Genomic DNA, 19,563 nt, shown 5'->3' on the forward strand with positions numbered 1-19,563 from the left:
TATGCTTTTAGCCATTGATGTGGGAAATACAGACACTGTCCTTGGTTTATATGATGGAGATAAACTGGTACATGACTGGAGGATCAGGACAGTTGTTGATCATACCGTGGATGAGTACGGGATGCTGATCCTCAATCTGTATAAATCACGCAGGATCAGCTCGAAGGTAATTAAGGATATTATCATTTCCTGTGTCGTTCCGCCGATGTTGAATATCTTAGAGCCGGTTTGCAGTAAATATTTTGCTATCAAGCCCTTGATTGTCGGGCCAGGCATCAAGACGGGAATGCCGATCTTTTATGATAATCCGAGGGAAGTGGGTGCCGACCGGATTGTCAATGCCGTTGCGGCCTATGAAAAACACAGGAGGGAGCTTATTATCGTAGATTTTGGCACCGCCACTACCTTTGATTATGTGTCAGGCAAAGGGGAATATATGGGGGGATGTATATCGCCCGGTATTACGATCTCCTCTGAGGCCCTCTTTGCCCGGGCGGCGAAGCTGCCGAGGGTGGAATTGAGCAAACCCAGGTCCATCATCGGCAAGGATACGGTAAGCAGTATGCAGGCAGGAATCGTGTATGGCTATGCGAGCCTTGTGGATGGTATCATTGATCGTATGAAAGCGGAGGTGAAATCAGATCCATTGGTTGTGGCAACAGGGGGACTGGCGAAGATCATCGCACCTGAAACAAAAAGCATCGCTGTGGTTGATGAAATGCTTACCCTCGAAGGGCTTCGCATCATCTATTTGCGAAACAGGTAACTACTTCCGAATTTACCAAATTGGTTGTTGTGGAAGACATACACTGCTTCTATTCTGGATTCTGGCTCCTGAGTAGTTACGATGGATGTGGCATTATGTTGAATGTGGGTCTAACAGGTGGGATTGCCTCCGGAAAATCTACGGTAGCAAAGATGTTTCAGGAGAAAGGGGCATGTCTGATTGACCTTGATGAAATTGCCCACTACGTGGAGGAACCGGATCGTCCTGCCTGGAAGGCGATTGTGGAGTATTTTGGAGCAGAGATCCTCAATGAGGACAGGACGATAAACCGGGCAAAATTAGGCGCCATCGTCTTTAAAGACAGAGAGAAATTAGCCGTCCTCGGCCGTATTGTTCATCCCCATATCATTCCCGAATGGCGGAAGAGGATAACCGAGATCGGGAAAACCAAGCCAGACGGGATATTCCTGTCAGATGTTCCTCTGCTCATCGAGGGCAGGTTGCAGCATTTAGTGGATGTTGTTGTGCTGGTCTATATTTCTCCTGATGAACAGATAGAGAAATTGATGAAGAGAAACGGATGCTCCCGGGAAGATGCCGTGGAGAGACTTGCCTCCCAGATGCCCATTGATGATAAGATCCAATATGCCGACGTTGTCATTAACAACCAGGGTTCGGTGGAAAGGACGAGAGAAATTGTCAGTGAGGTCTGGGAAGAGCTGCTGAAGAGAAGAACTGCGAAGTGATGATATGATAGAGAAGAATGTATTAACGGATTTTTGCACGAAGGTATCGGAGCCGGTCATTGATCCTTCGACCTATGTCCACACCCTGGCGGCTGTTATCGGAAACGTCGTTCTTGGCAGGAACATCATGGTTGCGCCGATGGCATCCGTCCGCGGTGATGAGGGGCAGCTCCTCTATGTCGGTGATGATTCAAATATCCAGGACGGGGTTGTTATCCATGCCCTCGAGACGGAGAGCGAGGGAAAGGCCGTGGAGAAGAATCTATACGAAGTAAATGGCAGGCGGTATGCCGTTTATATTGGAAAGAGGGTCTCCCTGGCCCATCAGGCACAGATTCATGGGCCGGCCGTTATTATGGATGATACCTTTGTCGGAATGAAGGCCCTGGTCTTTAAATCCTCTGTGGGGAGGCGCTGTGTCATCGAACCGGGGGTGATCCTCATGGGGGTGACCGTGGCGGATCACCGCTATGTCCCGGCTGGTTCCGTGATCAGCGCTTCACAGCAGGCGGATCAGCTTCCTGAAATTACAGAGGATTACCCGATGAGGGATATAAACAGGGAAGTCGTCCGCGTCAATACATCCCTGGCCAAAGGATACCTGTCAGTTAAGAAATAGGACGTCATAGACCCCAGTATTTTTTCAAGTTTGGGAAGAGGGTTCTAATAAAATATCCCTTGACAAAAAATCAATAAACCCTTAAAAAGGCGAGCGTCAGAATTTCTATAAATGGAAATTATGCCATAAAATTCAAGAAGGAGGAGTATGAATGATGGGTGCTAAGGTTGCAGATTTAGATCCAAGAAAGTATGCAGATTGGCAGATTGCGGAAGCGGCTGAGGAAAATATGCCTACCCCCGAAGAATGGCGGGAGAGACTGGGTTTGCAAAAGGATGAGATTATTCCCCAGGGGAGATTATGTAAACTTGACTTCATGAAGATTATTGAGCGACTGAAAGATAGGCCAGACGGAAAATACATCGAAGTTACGGCCATTACCCCTACGCCCCTCGGAGAAGGAAAAACGACTACACTCATGGGATTGCTGGAGGGGTTAGGCAAAAGGGGCAAAAATGTTGGTGGTTGTATCCGCCAGCCTTCGGGTGGCCCCACGATGAATATTAAGGGGACGGCCGCCGGAGGTGGTATCTCCCTGCTCATTCCGATGACTGAATTTTCTCTGGGTCTCACCGGCGACATCAACGACATTACCAATGCCCACAACCTGGCCATGGTCGCCCTGACTGCCCGGATGCAGCACGAACGAAACTACGACGATGCCGAGCTGACCAAGCGTAAACTCAAACGTTTAGACATTGACCCTACCAATATAGAGATGGGTTGGGTCATGGATTTTTGCGCCCAGTCTTTGCGGAACATTATTATCGGCATGGGAGGCAGGATGGATGGTTACATGATGGCCTCCAAATTCGGCATTACGGTTAGCTCGGAGATCATGGCGATCCTTTCCATTGTCCGTGACCTCCCGGACCTGCGGGAGAGACTGGGCAATATTATTGTTGCCTATGACAAAAAGGGTAAGCCGGTCACTACTACAGACCTTGAATGCGCAGGTGCGATGACTGCCTGGATGCGGAATACCATCAATCCCACCCTGATGTGCACGGTGGAATACCAGCCATGCCTGGTACATGCCGGTCCCTTTGCCAACATTGCCGTTGGTCAATCCTCTATTATTGCAGATCGCATTGGTTTAAAGATGTTTGATTATCACGTCACCGAGAGCGGTTTTGCTGCCGATATCGGTTTTGAGAAATTCTGGAACGTGAAATGCCGGATCAGTGGTCTTGTTCCTAATGTTTCGGTACTGACGGCAACGATCAGGGCCCTGAAGATGCACGGTGGCGGGCCGACAGTGGTGGCAGGACGGCCCCTTCCCGAAGAGTATACAAAAGAAAATTTAGGGCTTCTGGAGAAGGGGATTGCCAATTTGTTGCACCACATTGCAACGGTAAAGAAATCAGGGATCAGTCCGGTGGTCTGCATTAATTCCTTCCATACAGATACCAAGGATGAAATTGCCATGGTACGAAAGTATGCGGAGCAGGCAGGTGCCCGTTGCGCTCTTTCGGAACACTGGCTCAAAGGTGGTGAAGGCGCCCTGGAGTTTGCCGACGTTGTTATGGATGCTTGTAAGGACAAAGTTGACTTCAAGTTCCTTTATCCTCTTGAGATGCCGCTGCGGCAGCGGGTTGAGACAGTTGCCAGGGAAGTATACGGTGCCGACGGTGTTAGCTGGACCCCTGAGGCCGAGGCCAAGGCCAAACGCCTTGAGGCCGATCCTGCAATGAAGGATTTCAATACGATGATGGTAAAAACACACCTCTCCCTCTCCCATGACCCAACTTTGAAGGGGGTGCCCAAGGGGTGGGTCCTGCCGGTTCGCGATGTACTGATCTTTGCCGGTGCGAAGTTCCTCTGTCCGATGACGGGGGCCATCAGCCTGATGCCAGGGACCAGTTCTGATCCGGCCTTTAGAAGGGTGGATGTTGATGTACAAACCGGTAGGGTAATGGGGCTCTTTTAAATGGTAGGGGGCATTCCCTGCATTTTCGCCAAGGAGGAAAAAAGATGACGGCAAAGCTTATCAATGGCAATGAAATCGCCGGGCAGATCCGGGAGGAGTTGAAACAGGAGACGGCTCTATTAAAAGAGAAGTATAATATGGAGCCGGGTTTAGTTACTATCCTGGTAGGCCAGAACCCTGCCTCGGTGAGCTATGTTACCGGGAAGCAGAAGACAGCCAAGGAGTTAGGGTTTTACTCTCTTCAGGACAATCAACCGGAAGATATTACGGAGGAGCAGTTGCTCAGGCTGATTGAGCAGTATAACAATGACCCGAAGATCCATGGGATCCTGGTTCAGCTTCCTTTACCAAAGCACATCAATGAGACGAAGGTCCTCTACGCCATTGATCCCCGAAAGGATGTGGATGGCTTCCACCCGGTCAACGTAGGGAAAATGGTGATCGGTGGGGCCGACTACCTTCCCTGTACTCCAGCAGGTATCCAGCAACTCCTGATCCGGTCAGGCGTGAAAATAGATGGCGCTGAGGTGGTGGTGGTGGGCAGATCGAACATCGTGGGAAAACCGATCGTCAATATTCTCTTACAGAAACAGAAAGGGGCCAATGCGACGGTGACGGTCTGCCACACAGGTACAAAGGATATCGCTTTCCATACCAAGAGGGCAGACATCCTCATCGTGGCGGCAGGGAAGCCCAATGCGGTCACAGCGGATATGGTGAAAGAAGGGGTTGTGGTCATTGATGTGGGTGTCAACCGGATCGGGATGACTCCGGAGGGGAAGGCCAAGCTCTGTGGAGATGTTGATTTTGAAGGGGTCAAGGAGAAGGCGAGCGCCATTACCCCTGTCCCCGGCGGCGTCGGACCGATGACCATTACGATGTTGATGATGAACACCGTCAAGGCTGCCAAACTTGCTGCGGGGATTAAACCATAAGTAAGCCATCAGCCATTAGCCATTAGCGATCAGGGGTCAGAATTTAGAATTTATGCATCTTCCTGTTTTAGCTGAAAGCTGACAACTGAGAGCTGGAGGCTTACAATCGGGCAGTGAAAACTGTACATCTCCATATAGATGGTAGAGAAGTAGAGACTCTCGTAGGTAGTAAGATACTATGGGCAGCTCTCGATAACGGTGTCTATATTCCCAATTTATGCGCCATCAGGGAAAGAGGTGAACCTTTTGCCTCCTGTCGCTTATGTTTTGTGGAGGTAGAGGGGAGGGAAAGGCCGGTTACTGCCTGTACGACATCAGTAACAGAAGGGATGGTAGTTGATACCAAGGGGTCAAAGGCCTTAAGGCTGGCAAGAACAGCATTTGAGCTGATTTTGAGTAACCATTTGCTCGATTGTGCCCACTGCCCTAAAAAGGGCTCATGTGAATTACACAGGATTGCCAGGCATCTGGGTGTGAAACTTAATACAGAGAGATTCAGGAAAGTTCTCCGGGATCTGCCGGTAGATACAAGCAGTCCTGTATTTACATATATCCCTGATAAATGTGTCCTCTGTGGCAGGTGTGTTTGGGTGTGTGAGGAGAAGCTCGGTGTAGGAGCTATTGGTTTTGCCTATCGTGGCTTTCAACGGCGGGTTACCACCTTTGGGGACGAGCCTCTAAGTGTATCCGGGTGCCAGACCTGTATCGAGTGCGTTGACGTTTGTCCTGTGGGCGCCTTGGTACCCAAAGAAGGAGGGCAAGCTTTTGTTCTTACTGAAAGCTGACGGCTGAGAGCTGAACACTTACAAATGATGGAGGAAAAGATGATAATTATAGGTGAGAATATACATGTTATTGCAAAGGATGTCTCCATAGCGATAAGGGAGAGAAATGCAAAGGTAATTCAGGACTTGTCAAGGGCTCAAGCTGAGGCGGGAGCTGATTATATTGACCTGAATGTTGGTCCCATGAAGAAGGACACGGAAGAGACAATGGAATGGCTGGTCAATACAGTGCAGGAGGTTACCGATTTACCTCTCTCCATAGATACTATGAATCCCGTGGCTATGGAAGCAGGCCTGAAGGCTTGCAAGAGGCGACCTTTACTCAACTCTGCCTCGGGGAAGACCGACTCCAAAGAGCAGGTGCTCCCTTTGGCTAATAAATACAACTGTGATGTGATAATCTCGGTCATGACGGATAAAGGGATGCCGCCTGACGTTGATTCTAAGATCGAGAGCATCATGGACACAGTGGCGTATGCCAATGAATTAGGGATTCCCAATGAAGATATCTGGATAGACCCCATAATTCTCCCCGTGGGCACTGCCGGTGAAGGACAGAGGTCCGCCGTCGTCTGTTTGGAATTTATCAAGATACTTCAAGATGTCCTGCCCGGGGTTAAATCAACAGTGGGACTTTCCAACGTATCCAATGGGGTACCAGCTCAACTGAGGCCAATCCTTAACCGTACCTACCTCGTGATGCTGGAGAGAATGGGACTTTATTCTGCCATCGCCGATCCCCTGGATAAAGAGTTTATGAGCCTGGTGAAAGGGGAGATGCCGGAGATCGTTAACCTTATATACCGGATCATGGATGGTGAGAAGATCGCTCTCTCCTCTCTATCTCAGAAAGAAATTGAATATGCGAAGACAACCAGGGTTCTTATGGGTGAGACGCTATATTCCGATGCCTGGCTGGAAAGTTAATAATTTGGGAAGGAGAATAATCTATAGGGCGGTGTAGACGACAACGTCATCTACACCGCTAAACTCAAAGAAAAGGCGACGTTGTCGTCTGTGAACAAGTTATCTGCAATTACGCACAGAGAAAAATATGTATATGACAACTCACTGGGACCTTTGCATAACTTGCAAAAGGGGTTCTGAGTGGCGAATCAAAGATTTTTTCTCGATGACAAATGTTTATATCACCGTTTGTTCTCGTTGGTTTATTAATTTCTCTCACAAGACGCGAAAAAAGATTTTGAGCCACGATGAACCCCTTTTGCAAAGCTCTCTCACTATAATGGGTGTGAGACGAATGTCAAGCCGTCCAAATCCAGGCAACAATAAGAGCATTCCCATAGATATCGTGAAGGTGGAACCGTGAGAAAAAAAGATCAAATAGGACTCCCTGAAGACAAGATCGCATCATTCTGTAAGAAGCATCACATCCGAAAGCTATCCATCTTCGGTTCCGTTCTTCGAGATGATTTCGGACCTGGTAGCGACATAGACATCCTGGTGGAATTCGAGCCCGGAAAGGCACCCAGTTTCTTCCGTCTGTTCGATATGGAAGAAGAATTATCCACCATGATGGGTGGACGAAAGGTGGATCTCCGCACACCCGAGGATCTGAGCCGCTATTTTAGGGATAAAGTCTTAGCTGCAGCGGTGGTACAATATGCAGCGTGATGACATCGTTTGTGTCCGCCATATCCTCGATGCCGCTCGCAGGGCCATGCATTTTGCACGAAACCGCACCAGGGAGGATTTAGATAGCGACGAAATGCTATCACTATCTCTGGTACACCTTCTGGAGATAATTGGCGAGGCGGCAAATGGTGTGACGATCGGTTTTCGGGAGAAACATCCCCATATACCCTGGAAAAAAATGATTGGATTGCGCAACCGATTGATCCACGGGTATTTTGACATCAATCTCGACATTGTATGGGATACGGTCATGGAGGACCTGCCACCCCTTGTAGCAGACTTGGAGAAGATAGTTCCATGGGAGGAAACAACTTGAGAACCGCCATGGACCAGCTCATCGTCAATTCTCGATGTGATAAGACGGCAGTTCATTGGCGTTACGAACACGAAACACGCTCATCCATCCTCAACAATCGTGTTGTATTCGAAAGTGGCGTAACAGCAGATAACAGAGCGTATCTGGCTTCGTGCCTTCGGCACTCCGCCCAAATTCCTTGCTTCGCTCGGAACTTCAGATACGCTCAGCCGGGTGAGCTTCATTTAAAGGTTACATCTCCCAATAACATTAAGGCAGTGATGAAGACAGGCGGATTTGGTGGCTCCAATTGGAGCAAATAAGGACACGGTCTGATTTGTTTGCAATGGCGGCTAACATCAGGCTAAAAGGAAAAAGATTTCGCGACAAATGCTATCGCGCTTCTTTTAGCCTGCAACCGGTAGGCAAAACGGTGGCTTTATCGGATAATTATAACGAGGAAAGGCTGGAGGGGCATCACCGGCATCATCGAAGCGATCCGAGCAAATCGAGTTCGGATCACCGACCATGCTGATGAAGAAGCCGAGGGCCGATTAACTCACGTTTGATGAAATCTACTTCTCGGTTCTTCACGGTGAAATCATCGAGGATTATCCGACCAACAGGCCGTATCCGAGCTGTCTGATATACGGTCGGACCTTCGGTGGCGATCCTGTCCATAGTGTTTGGGCATATAACGAGCAGAACCGATGGGCCGTCTTGATCATGGTTTATCGGCCTGATCCCGATCTGTGGATCAACTGGCGGGAAAGGAGAAAGAAGCAATGATGCCATTTGAGAAGTGTCCGATTTGCGGTGGTGAATTGGTGGCGAAAGAGGTTGAGAAACTCTTGCGAAGGGGGATTCATACTGCCATCTTGAAGGTGCACGCTGAGGGTTGCCTGCACTGTGGGGACCGCCTGTATTCACAAGAAACTGTCAGGCGATTTGAAGAGATCAGAGCCAAACTGGAGCGCCGGGAGACGGCAGATTTTCAACCCCTGGGATTATCGTTTCAGGTGGTGTAACAAGTTCGCTGAGTTTTGCTGACCTCCGTATGGAATTGATGAGATATTTTAACAAAATTTGCGGTAGAAGTGAATTAAGAGATGCTCACAGAGCCTTGATTTTCAAGCATCTGTGAGATGTTGAACAGGCTACTTATCTGGGAAGGAGGTAAAGAATGGAATACAGGGCACCAGTTGAAGCTTATACGGGAATGGTAAGGGAGGTGACAATCGGCAAGGGAGAAAAGGCAATAAAGATCGGAGGGGAGAATAGGCTCCCCTTACATTTCTTTGACCAGGGATCCTGTCCCAACCCTCCGAGGTTTGCCTTACAAATCCTTGATATGAAACCCACGGATTGGCCAGATCACTTAGTCGAGCCTTTCCGGGATGTAATATCCGACCCGGTAAAATGGGCCAAGAGATGTGCGGAATTCGGCGTAGATGCCATCGCCCTTTATCTTATCAGCACCGATCCGTCGGAGAAAGATACCTCTGCTCAAGAGGCAGCAGCGATGGTGAAGAGGATAATTGGTGAGGTAAATCTCCCCTTAGTTCTCTACGGCTCAGGGGATGAGAAAAAGGACGGAGAAGTTCTCTCTAAGGTTGCCGAGGTGTGTGATGGCGAGAATCTCCTTATGGGTCCGGTGCAAAAGGAGAATTATACAGTGGTGGCAAAGGCAATCTTAGACCATGGACATACCGCTATTGCCCAGACACCTCTCGATATCAATCTCCTTAAAGAACTGAATGTCAAACTCTGTAAGCTCCTCCCCCCGGAGAGGATTGTCATTGATCCCCTATCCTCCCCGCTGGGCTATGGCATGGAGTACAGCTTTTCTTTAATGGAGAGGGTAAAACAGATCGGAATAGTCACCGAGGATAGTATGACACAGATGCCGATTATTGCCAATCTTGGTGATGAATGCTGGAAGGCAAAGCAAGCAAAAGAGAACAAGGAACAGGGCCTGCTCTGGGAAGGGATAACAGCCCTCTCACTTCTCCTGGCCGGGGCAAATATCCTTGTTTTGAGACATCCCGAGACATTGAAATTGGTGAGAGAAACCATCTAGTGAGGAGGTGAAAAGATGGCTGAATTGAAGGAGATAAGAAAGAGGTTAGAAGAAATTGAAAAGTTGATAAAGGCAGAGATTGCCTGGGAACCGGTAGGTCCCACACCAATGCCGGAGGTTCCTGCTCTCAGAAATTGGGATATGAGGCTTCTCAAAACGTATGCGCCGTGGTATGCCCCTTTTTGTGATCTTTGCTGCCTGTGCACCTTTGGGAAGTGTGATCTCACTGAGGACAGGAGAGGGGCCTGTGGTATTGATATCGCGACGCAGCAGGCAAGGATGGTGCTTTTAGCTTGCCTGATAGGATGTTCATGCCACACTGCTCATGGCGCTCATATTCTGGAGTACCTGATTGAAAAGCACGGTCCGGATAAAAAGATAGATCTCGGTAGAGGAATTGAGGTGGAAGCGCCACATATAAGGACAGTTATTGGCTTAAAGCCTGAGACCCTAAGCGATCTTAAAATAGCTATCGAGTATGTCTATAAGGAGATTACCCATCTTCTCGATTCCGTTCATACGGGGCAGGAGGGGAGTTATCTGGATTATGAATCCAAAGCGCTGCACGCCGGTATGTTGGATCATGTGGGAATGGAGGCAGCCGATATCGCACAGATCGTGGGATTTAATTATCCTACCTCCGTTGCAGAGACACCCCTGGTAGGTCTGGGATGGGGGGCAATAGATAAGACCAAGCCGGTAATTTTAGTGGTGGGACATAATCCGGTTACTTCTACGGCACTTATTGATTACTTAAGGGCGAATAACCTCTATGACAAGGTCGAGGTCGGTGGTATATGCTGCACTGCCCTGGAGACAACCAGATACTCGGATAGGGCCAAGGTCGTTGGCCCGCTTTCCCGGCAGCTCTTCTTCCTCAGGACAGGTATCCCCGATGTCATCATGACCGATGAGCAGTGCATCAGGACTGACATGCCGATAGAGGCCTCCAAAGCTGGCTCAGCGCTTATTGCCACCTTGGACAAGGCGATGTATGGGCTTCCCGATGCCACAGAGATGGCAACGGAAGAGATAGTAAAACAGATGGTCGGGGAGAAGAAACATTTCGCTATCCTTGAACCAGCGAAGGCAGCAGAGGTGGCAGTAAAGGTTGCCATGGAGATTGCCCCCCAGAGGAAGAAAGAGTGGCTATCTGAGGAAGAGGCTAAAGGACTGGCAGAAAGATGTAACGATTGTGGCATGTGTGAGCGGGTATGCCCTAATCTCTTCTCCATTGGTGACGGTATAATTGAGGTTGCCAAGGGCAATTTTGACCTCATAAGGGAGCAATTCAGACGATGTATCGGCTGTGGAAAATGTGAGGAGGAATGTCCTCGTGAAGTTCCCATTTTCAAGATAATGCAGACGGCGGCAAGTAAGGAGAGCTGGAAGATAAGGGCAGGCCGTGGTCCTATTATGGATACCGAGATCAGGAATGTGGGGGCCTCCATAACGCTGGGCACGATCCCTGGAGTTGTTGCCTTCGTCGGTTGCTCCAACTATCCTGATATAGAGGACCTTGCCGAGATGGTGGAGGAGTTTGCCAAGAGGAAGTATATCGTCGTTGTCTCAGGTTGTGCGGCCATGGTTGCGGGTATGAAAAAGGATGCCGATGGCAAGACCATCTATGAGAAATACCCACCCGATTTTGATGGTGGTGGGATAGTAAATGTAGGTTCCTGTGTTGCTAACAGCCACATCACGGGAGCGGCAATAAAGGTAGTTAATATCTTCGCCAAACTCCCATTAAGGGGAAATTACGAGGTAGTAGCCGATCACACCCTGAACAGGCTCGGTGCCTGTGGTGTGGCCTGGGGGGCATATTCTCAGAAGGCGGCAGCTATTGGTACGGGATGTAATAGATTGGGTATTCCTGTCATACTGGGACCTCACTCCTCCAAATATAGGAGGCTATATCTCTCGAGAAAAGAGGAGGGTGATTGGCGGGTCATGGATGCAAGGACGAAGGAAGTCGTTGATACAGGAGAGCCTGCACCTGAGCATCTCACCTATGTATGCGAGACCAAGGAGAAGGCGATGGTGATGATCGCCAAACTGTGCATAAGGAGGAATGATACCCCCCAGGGAAGGGCGATAAAACTGAATCACTATATATCCCTGTACAAGAAATACATGGGAGGTGGTCTTCCCGAAGATCTTCATCTCTTTGTTCGCAGGGATGCCGATCTCCCCATAGTCTATAAGAAGGAAGCGAGGGTATATCTACAAGAAATTGGCTGGAAACCAAAGGAACCTGTGGGACTTCCAACTCTGATCGGCACTTACCCCAGCAAGGTTTCTGTGGATTCTGTTATCTAAAAGGAGGAGGGGAAAATGAGTGCAACTGTACCGTTTCACCGGGTAAATGTCTTGACAGGAATAAAATCGGCCAGGATGATAGAAGATGCTGGAGAATATGCTAAGTTAATAAAAAGGGCGAAGAGACCCCTTCTTGTACTTGGACCTCTCCTGGTCAAAGGTTCGCTCAACGGAAGGTTTCTTATTGAGTACGCTTTTGAGATTGCAAAGAGTGCCAGCATCCCGATATGTGCTACGGGGCATGTTAAGGTAAAGATGATGGAGGCAGGGGTAAAGCCGGATAGCGAATACGATGTTGTGGAGATAATAAATGCCCTCAAGGACCCTGATTGGATGGGAGTTAAAAAGGAAGGGAACCACGATCTGGTAATCTTTTTTGGCATAAGGAGTGATTTTGCCGAGCAAGGTCTTTCTGTACTGAAGCATTTTGCCCCCCATTTAAAGACCATGACACTTTGTAAATTTTACTTTCCCCATGCCAATTATTCACTTCCCAATATCAAGAAGGATGAGCAATGGAAGGAATTCCTGGAGGCTTTAATATCCAACCTTAGAGGATGAGTTCATAAATCTGTCTTAAGGAAAAGAATGAGAAAGGAGAGATAAGAAATGTCAGAGTTTCATGTAGACATTGGTCCCCAGTATGAGGGTGAGGCCATAAGAAAAGAGGATCTCTATGTTGAGTTTGGCGGACCTAAGATAAGTCATAAGTTTGAGTGGGCAAGATTAAAGAGCCCTGAGGAGGTAGAGCATGAGAAGGTGGAGATTATCGGACCGGACCTGAAGGATCTGGAGGAGGGGGGGAGTTACCCCCTGGCGATTTTGATTGATGTTGCCGGAGAGGAACTTGAACCAGATATGGAGCCGGTCATCGAGAGAAGGATACACATGTATGCCAACTATATCGAGGGATTCTGGCATATAGCGCAGAGGAACGATATCTGGCTCAGATTAAGTAAGAATTCCTATAAGAAAGGTCTTAACTCCTTAAAGGAAATAGGAGAGATGCTGATATTCCTTTATACCTCTGAAATTGCCGCTATCGAGAATATTTCCATTACCTTCATTACAGATGAGAAGAAGGTGGAGGAACTCCTTCCTGAAGCCTTAAAGGTTTATGAGGCGAGAGATAAAAGGGCACTGGGTCTTAAGGATGAGGATGTGGACGAATTCTATTGCTGCGTTCTCTGCCAGAGCTTTGCCCCCACACATTCCTGCATTATTGTCCCCTCTCGGTTGGCAAACTGTGGGGCGATGAACTGGTTTGATTGTAAAGCTGCCTATAAACTTGACCCTGAAGGACCTATATTCGGGTTTCAGAAGGGAGAATGTCTTGATCCTATCAAAGGGGAATATGGGGGGGCTGATGATGTAGTAAAGGTAAAGTCCCTGGGAAACTACGATAAAGTCTATCTCCATAGCGCTTTTGAACATCCTCACACCTCCTGTGGTTGTTTTCAGGCTATCTGTTTTTATATCCCTGAGGTGGATGCCTTTGGCATCATCCATAGAGATTATACGGGACTCACTCCGGCGGGGGTGAAATTCTCCAGTATGGCCGGTGCCACGAGTGGTGGCAAACAGGTAGAGGGTTTTTGCGGCCTTGCTCTCGAGCTCCTGAGGTCACCAAAATTCTTCCAGGCAGACGGAGGAAGGAAGAGGTTGGTCTGGTTGCCCAAGGATATTAAGGAAAGGTACAGGGAACCTCTCGAGGCGGATGGGGTGTATGATAAGATAGCTACGGAAGAAGATGTGAAAAGCACCGATGAACTCGCTGAATTCCTCGAAAGGGTGGGACACCCCTGGGTAAAGGGAGAGGTTGAGCTTCCGGGATAATCTCAATGTAAGTGTTCAGCTATCAACATCTGGATTTTCGAGAATCGTAAATGGGAATTCGCCAACCCCGGCGTCCCGTTATCTGCAATTGCCGGGAAAAAAGAGGGTGAAGGAAAATTGAACCATCCTTCTTGTACCTCTGGAGTTCTCAAAATTCCAAAATTAGTATTCAATCAGGAGGGTAGTTATGCCAATTTCAGGGTCTGAAATCGTAAAGATGCTTCCCGGGAGGAAGCCGTGTAAAGATTGTGGTTTTCCCACCTGTTTTGCCTTCGCTATGAAGCTCGTATCTGGCGGAGCGACTGTGGATAAGTGCCCTTATCTCTCAGAAGAGGTGAAGGCAAAGCTCGCGGATCTATTAGCGCCACCAATAAGGCTCGTTACCATAGGCTCGGGAGAAGATAAGTTGCAGATCGGGAACGAGGAGGTGATATATCGTCATGATAAGACCTTTATCCACCCACCAGGGATCGCTCTTCTCATCTCGGACAGGGAAGATGAATCGAGAGTGGAGGAGAAGATAAGAAAGATAAAAAATCTTCAGTTCCCCTGGGTTGGTCTGAATCTGAAGGCGGACCTTGTGGCCCCATACTTTGAATCGGGAGAGAAGAATAAGTATTTAGCTCTGGTGAAAAAAATCTATGATGCGGTAGACTCGGGCATGGTATTGATCTCCCAGGATATGGATGTCCTTTTTTCTGCCCGGGATATATGTGCGGACAGAAATCCCCTTCTCTACCCGATAACCGGAGAGAACCTCGATAGGGCAATACCGAAGATTAAAGAAAAGCTTACACCAATAGGGGTTCGTGGGAAAGGTATAGAAGAGTTGATATCTCTGACTGGCAAGTTAAAGGATGCGGGGGTTGAAGATTTAATCCTGGACCCGGGCTCTGAGAGCTTGATGGAGGCGATGAGAGATCAGACTTTTATCAGGAAGGCGGCCTTAAAGCAGAGCGTAAGACCCCTCGGCTATCCAACCATTACCTTCCCTTGTTTTATAGCCAAAGATGGTCTGAAGGAGATCCTTGCCGCTGCCCTGTTAATAGTAAAATACGCAGGCATAATCGTCCTTTCCGATTTCGACCAATACTCTCTCCTTCCCCTTTTAGTACAGAGGCTTAATATCTATACTGACCCCCGCTTTCCCCTGGCGGTAGAAGAGAAGTACTATGAAATAGGGGAACCGGCTGAAGGGTCGCCTGTTCTGATCACTTCAAACTGGGCATTGACATACTTTATTGTCGCGTCGGCGATTGAGGCCACTAAAATCCCCTCTTATCTCTGTGTGAAGGATACAGAGGGGCTTGGTGTCCTTACAGGTTGGGCGGCGGGTAAGTTCAGCGGGGATTCTATTGCCGCATTCGTCAAGAAATGTGGCATCGCTGAGAGGGTAAAACACAAAAAGTTAGTTATCCCCGGGAAGGTGGCACGTATTAAAGGGGAATTAGAGGATGCCCTGCCGGGGTGGGAAATTGTGGTTGGGCCCAGAGAGGCGATGGGATTGGCGGCATTCCTTCCCGAGTTTATTAAGAAGAGTTGAAAAAAGAGATGACCGGGGAGGAAAGAGAGAAATTAGCCGGGATTATACATGGGTACAGGGGAGAGAGGAGAGAGTTGATCCCCCTCTTGCAGGAGATCCAGGAAGAGTTGGGCTATCTCCCCCGGGAGGCAATGGAGGAGATAGCCAACTTCCTCAGGATACCGAAGGTATTGGTTTGGGGAGTCGCTACCTTCTATAATCAGTTTCGTTTTGTTCCCCTTGGTAAATACCCGATCAGGGTTTGTCTTGGGACCGCCTGTCATCTGGCAGGGGGCAACCTTATCCTGGAGGCCCTGGAGAGGGAGTTAAACATTACGGTAGGAGGGACTACCGAAGATTATAAATTTAGCATGGAGAGGGTCGCCTGCATAGGCTGCTGTATGCTGGCTCCCGTTGTAGTAATAAAGACTAAAATTTATCCGGGGATGACACCTTTTAAGGTGGAGGAATCTCTGATACCTTATAAGCAGGATTCTCTGTCTCCTTGATGACTTGAGAGAAGGTCTCAGCCTTCCAGGAGGGAGAGAAACCTGTTCCTGACAGTTTCAGGAACAGGCTCAATTAAATTATAATACTATGACTTTCAGGGAGGTTGAGGATAAGGCAAGGTCAGAATGGGAGACCCTGCAGAATAGGATCTATATTACCATAAGCACAGCTACCTGTGGTAGGGCAGCCGGCGCTTTAGATATAGCCGATCTCATCAATAAAGAACTGGCTCGGCGAAGCATGGAAATCCCGGTCATAGAGACGGGGTGCATGGGGCTATGTTATGCCGAGCCATTGGTTACCATATCCAAACTCGAATCCCTCCGTATCGTATATCATAACATAACTCCAGAGCTTGTCCCACGTCTGATCGATGGTTACATCTTAGGTGATGACCCCTGTCTGGAGCTTGCCCTGGGAACCCTCGAGACAGAGGGGGAGAACGGTCCCTATATCCCCGAACTTTCCCGGTTTGAACACGAGTTACGTCTGATACTACGTCGCTGTGGCTACATTGACCCTAAAAATATCTACCACTATATCGCCAATGGTGGCTATCGTGGTCTTGATAAAGCACTGAGGATGTCGCCTGAGGAGATAATTGGGAAGGTAAAAGGGTCAGGGCTCCGAGGGCGAGGTGGTGCCGGGTTTCCTGCCGGCAGTAAATGGGAACTATGCCGCACTGCTAAGGATACACCAAAATATGTGATATGCAATGGAGACGAAGGAGACCCTGGTGCATTTATGGATCGAGTTATCCTGGAGAGCGACCCACAGCAAGTTATCGAGGGGATGATTATTGCTGGCTATGCCATAGGTGCCAGGGAGGGTTATATCTATGTTCGTGCCGAATATCCTCTCGCAGTTGAACGAACGCAGGTTGCCTTGAGACAGGCTAAGGAATTGGGTTTCCTCGGGGATGATATTATGGGTAGCGGTTTTGGTTTTCATATCGAGATAGCAAAGGGGGCTGGCGCTTTTGTCTCTGGTGAAGCGACGGCACTGGTTTCTGCTATGGAAGGAAGGAGGAGTGAACCGAGACCGAGACCTCCTCGTCTTGCAGAAGCTGGATTATGGGCCAAACCTACCCTGTTAAACAATGTGAAAACCTTTTCCTATGTCCCTTTGATAATTGAGTGGGGAGCAGACTGGTTTTCCGGGATTGGTACCAAAAGGAGTAAGGGTACAGCGGTGTTTGCCCTGGCAGGCAAGGTTAACAATCCTGGTCTCACCGAGGTGCCCATGGGGACGACATTACGCGAGATTGTTTATGATATTGCCGGTGGTATGCAAAATGGGAAACGATTTAAAGGGGTACAGATTGGTGGTCCCTCAGGAGGTTGTCTTCCAGAAAGTCTGCTTGACACCCCTGTTGACTTTGATTCCCTGCGTGAGGCTGGCTCCATGATGGGTTCAGGTGGGATGATCTTTATGGATGAGGGTGATTGTGCTGTTGATACGGCCGAATTCTTTCTTGACTTTGTTACGAGGGAATCCTGTGGTAAGTGCACTATGTGTCGCCTGGGGACCTTACATCTGCTCCACATTCTGGAGGACATCACGAAAGGGAGAGGGAAAATGGAAGACATTGATCTTCTCCTTGCCCTGGCTGAAGACGTGAAGGGGGGATCACTTTGTGGCTTGGGAAGTACAGCCCCTAATCCTATCCTTACTACCTTGCGCTATTTCCGAGATGAATACGAGGCCCATATAGGGGAAAAACGTTGCCCGGCATTGGTGTGTAAGGAGCTTATCGCCTATTACATCCTCCCTGAGAAGTGTGATAGGGGATGTGAACATTGTGTCCTGGTCTGTCCAACAGAGGCGATTAAAGGGGGGAAGGGGGAAGTAAAGGTTATTGATCAGAATAAGTGTTCTAAATGCAGCTCATGCCTTCAAGTTTGCCCTCCTGAATACAATGCGGTAGTAAAGCTTTCGCCAATTAGTGAACTTCCGCCATAGAAAATAGTCATAAGTCATAAGTCGTAAGTCGTAAGTCGTAAGTCAAAAGACGTATGACGTAAAAGGGAAAGGCTATGGCTGTAAGTGTAGAATAGAATGCCGAGAAAAATTGTTTCCACAGGAAGAGGGGGGGCAGGAAAAACAACCTTCGTTGCCTTAAGCAGTCGCTATCTCAAGCCCCCGTCACTCCTTATTGACCTCGATCCTGACCTTAGTCTGGGAGATATGCTGGGAGTTGATCTTCACAGAGAAGGAAAAAGGACGGTAAGTGAAGTACTCTATGATGTTATTGATGAAAGGCAGGGTGGTGGGAGTCCTCTGGTTTCGGTAAACGAGAGGCTTGAGTCTTTAATATGGAGTGATTGCTTATATGAGGATGTAAGGTTTGACCTTATCACTCTGGGAACAAAGGATTTCGAAGGCTGCTATTGCTTTCCTGACCATCTATTAAAGAAAACCATCCTCGGGGTAGCCAAGAACTACACGAATATTATCATAGACTCACCGGCAGGGCTGGAACATTTAAATCGGAAGATAGTTTCAGATATAGATGATCTGTTTGTTATCCTGGATCCCTCCGAGAAATCTCTGAAGCATATCGAAAGGGTCAAGGATATTACCAAGGCAGTGGGGATCCACTATAACCACTTTTATCTGGTGGCAAATTATATGTTTGATGAAGAGTCAGAAAGATATCTGCAACTTACAGGTGAAACTTACCTGGGGAAGATAGATTATGATACCGATGTGGAAGAGTATAACCTGAAAGGAAGATCCTTGCTCGACTTGCCTGAAGATTCACCTGCCTGCCTCGCTGTCATGAATATTTTAGCCAGGGCAAAATTGGTTTAATGAGGTATGGGTAAAATAATCGTCTCTACGGGAAGAGGGGGAACGGGAAAATCGTCCTTTGTCGTCTTATTTACCAGATATATCAATGCCTATCCCATCTTGCTTGTTGATCTTGATCCTGATGGAAGCTTAGTTGGGATGCTTGGTGTGGATCTGGAAAAGGAAGGGAAAAGGACCGTATCGGAGGCGCTCTACAATATTATTGGAGAAATGGGGGATATCAAGGGAACAGATGATGGTTCTACTTCTGATTTAATAAGAGGTATGATCAAAGGTGGTGATTGTCTATATAAAGATGGAAAATTTGATCTTATCTCCCTGGGGGAAAAGTTAACCCCAGGTTGTTATTGTATGGCCGATGAGATAATTAAGGATGCCATTTCTGAACTGGTTCAAAACTATGAAAAAATAGTGGTGGATTCACCTGCCGGGTTAGAGCATTTGAACCGAAAGATAACACCTCGTATAGATGATTTGTTTGTCATATTAGATCCCTCAGAGAAGTCAATAAAGCACATAGAAAGGATTAAACATGTTGCAAGAGGGGTAAAAATCAGCTATAAGCACCTTTACCTGATAGGGAACTATAGATTTACTGAGGAAGCGGAAGAATATTTACGAAACACAGGCGAAACTTATGCAGGAAGAATAGACTATGACCCCGATGTGAGGGGATATAACCTGAAAGGTAAGTCCTTACTGGAGCTACCCGAAGATTCACCTGCCTCGCTGTCCATTAAAAAAATACTGCTAAGGGTTGGTTATGAGCTTACTTCCTGATTATGGGGA

General features: G+C 48.1%; 20 protein-coding genes. 19 read left to right on the plus strand and 1 reads right to left on the minus strand.

All coding sequences use genetic code 11. The features are described from left to right. The first annotated feature begins 1 nt into the window (after position 1). From QMD03_00345 to QMD03_00385, 9 genes are all read left to right on the plus strand, one after another. On the plus strand, positions 2-766 hold the full coding sequence (locus QMD03_00345) for a type III pantothenate kinase (GenBank protein MDI6775685.1): 765 nt from the start codon (positions 2-4) through the stop codon (positions 764-766). 95 nt (positions 767-861) lie between these two features. Then, positions 862-1,473 (plus strand): dephospho-CoA kinase, encoded by a 612-nt coding sequence (gene coaE, locus QMD03_00350; GenBank protein MDI6775686.1) that lies wholly within the window; start codon positions 862-864, stop codon positions 1,471-1,473. A 4-nt stretch (positions 1,474-1,477) separates the two neighbouring features. After that, the gene (locus tag QMD03_00355; protein MDI6775687.1) at positions 1,478-2,092 is read left to right on the plus strand and encodes a carbonic anhydrase; all 615 of its coding nucleotides are present in this window, start codon (positions 1,478-1,480) and stop codon (positions 2,090-2,092) included. Between the two features lie 151 nt (positions 2,093-2,243). Beyond that, the gene (locus tag QMD03_00360; protein MDI6775688.1) at positions 2,244-4,022 is read left to right on the plus strand and encodes a formate--tetrahydrofolate ligase; all 1,779 of its coding nucleotides are present in this window, start codon (positions 2,244-2,246) and stop codon (positions 4,020-4,022) included. A gap of 44 nt (positions 4,023-4,066) precedes the next feature. Beyond that, a complete protein-coding gene (locus QMD03_00365) occupies positions 4,067-4,957 on the plus strand; it encodes a tetrahydrofolate dehydrogenase/cyclohydrolase catalytic domain-containing protein (protein MDI6775689.1) in 891 nt (296 codons plus the stop codon). A 113-nt stretch (positions 4,958-5,070) separates the two neighbouring features. Then, positions 5,071-5,742 (plus strand): 2Fe-2S iron-sulfur cluster-binding protein, encoded by a 672-nt coding sequence (locus QMD03_00370; protein MDI6775690.1) that lies wholly within the window; start codon positions 5,071-5,073, stop codon positions 5,740-5,742. 39 nt (positions 5,743-5,781) lie between these two features. Then, complete coding sequence (locus QMD03_00375; protein ID MDI6775691.1) at positions 5,782-6,669, plus strand: dihydropteroate synthase; 888 nt, start codon at positions 5,782-5,784, stop codon at positions 6,667-6,669. Positions 6,670-7,068: 399 nt separating this feature from the next. Next, positions 7,069-7,377 carry a nucleotidyltransferase family protein gene (locus QMD03_00380; protein MDI6775692.1) on the plus strand — a complete coding sequence of 103 codons (309 nt, stop codon included), beginning with the start codon at positions 7,069-7,071 and terminating at the stop codon, positions 7,375-7,377. Beyond that, positions 7,367-7,714: a DUF86 domain-containing protein gene (locus QMD03_00385; GenBank protein ID MDI6775693.1), complete on the plus strand. Its 348-nt coding sequence runs from the start codon at positions 7,367-7,369 to the stop codon at positions 7,712-7,714. The genes QMD03_00380 and QMD03_00385 overlap by 11 nt, the downstream gene beginning before the upstream one ends. A 498-nt stretch (positions 7,715-8,212) precedes the next feature. Here the strand turns inward: QMD03_00385 and QMD03_00390 are convergent, their stop codons facing one another. After that, positions 8,213-8,488 (minus strand): hypothetical protein, encoded by a 276-nt coding sequence (locus QMD03_00390; GenBank protein MDI6775694.1) that lies wholly within the window; start codon positions 8,486-8,488, stop codon positions 8,213-8,215. On the opposite strand from QMD03_00390, the gene QMD03_00395 reads away from it, so the two are divergent. The 10 genes from QMD03_00395 to QMD03_00440 all read left to right on the plus strand — a co-directional run bounded on the left by QMD03_00395 (position 8,479) and on the right by QMD03_00440 (position 19,554). Next, positions 8,479-8,721, plus strand: coding sequence for a YgiT-type zinc finger protein (locus tag QMD03_00395; GenBank protein ID MDI6775695.1), 243 nt, complete (start codon positions 8,479-8,481; stop codon positions 8,719-8,721). The two genes, QMD03_00390 and QMD03_00395, sit on opposite strands and share 10 nt — an antisense overlap. Before the next feature lie 155 nt (positions 8,722-8,876). Continuing rightward, positions 8,877-9,773: an acetyl-CoA decarbonylase/synthase complex subunit delta gene (locus tag QMD03_00400; GenBank protein MDI6775696.1), complete on the plus strand. Its 897-nt coding sequence runs from the start codon at positions 8,877-8,879 to the stop codon at positions 9,771-9,773. A gap of 15 nt (positions 9,774-9,788) precedes the next feature. Further along, positions 9,789-12,092 (plus strand): CO dehydrogenase/acetyl-CoA synthase complex subunit alpha, encoded by a 2,304-nt coding sequence (gene cdhA, locus QMD03_00405; GenBank protein MDI6775697.1) that lies wholly within the window; start codon positions 9,789-9,791, stop codon positions 12,090-12,092. Positions 12,093-12,107: 15 nt separating this feature from the next. Continuing rightward, positions 12,108-12,653, plus strand: coding sequence for a CO dehydrogenase/acetyl-CoA synthase complex subunit epsilon (cdhB, locus tag QMD03_00410; GenBank protein ID MDI6775698.1), 546 nt, complete (start codon positions 12,108-12,110; stop codon positions 12,651-12,653). 48 nt (positions 12,654-12,701) lie between these two features. Next, positions 12,702-13,928 carry a CO dehydrogenase/CO-methylating acetyl-CoA synthase complex subunit beta gene (gene cdhC / locus QMD03_00415; GenBank protein ID MDI6775699.1) on the plus strand — a complete coding sequence of 409 codons (1,227 nt, stop codon included), beginning with the start codon at positions 12,702-12,704 and terminating at the stop codon, positions 13,926-13,928. A gap of 187 nt (positions 13,929-14,115) precedes the next feature. After that, the gene (gene acsC / locus QMD03_00420) at positions 14,116-15,471 is read left to right on the plus strand and encodes an acetyl-CoA decarbonylase/synthase complex subunit gamma (protein ID MDI6775700.1); all 1,356 of its coding nucleotides are present in this window, start codon (positions 14,116-14,118) and stop codon (positions 15,469-15,471) included. Then, positions 15,468-15,959 (plus strand): NADH-quinone oxidoreductase subunit NuoE, encoded by a 492-nt coding sequence (gene nuoE, locus QMD03_00425; GenBank protein MDI6775701.1) that lies wholly within the window; start codon positions 15,468-15,470, stop codon positions 15,957-15,959. Before acsC ends, nuoE begins: the two co-directional genes overlap by 4 nt. Positions 15,960-16,047: 88 nt before the next feature. Then, complete coding sequence (locus QMD03_00430; GenBank protein MDI6775702.1) at positions 16,048-17,922, plus strand: NADH-ubiquinone oxidoreductase-F iron-sulfur binding region domain-containing protein; 1,875 nt, start codon at positions 16,048-16,050, stop codon at positions 17,920-17,922. Positions 17,923-18,018: 96 nt separating this feature from the next. Then, the gene (locus QMD03_00435; protein ID MDI6775703.1) at positions 18,019-18,774 is read left to right on the plus strand and encodes an AAA family ATPase; all 756 of its coding nucleotides are present in this window, start codon (positions 18,019-18,021) and stop codon (positions 18,772-18,774) included. A 6-nt stretch (positions 18,775-18,780) separates the two neighbouring features. Next, positions 18,781-19,554, plus strand: coding sequence for an AAA family ATPase (locus tag QMD03_00440; GenBank protein MDI6775704.1), 774 nt, complete (start codon positions 18,781-18,783; stop codon positions 19,552-19,554). Positions 19,555-19,563: the final 9 nt, after the last annotated feature.

This window comes from Syntrophales bacterium (assembly GCA_030018935.1).
In the GTDB taxonomy this organism is placed as follows: domain Bacteria; phylum Desulfobacterota; class Syntrophia; order Syntrophales; family CG2-30-49-12; genus CG2-30-49-12.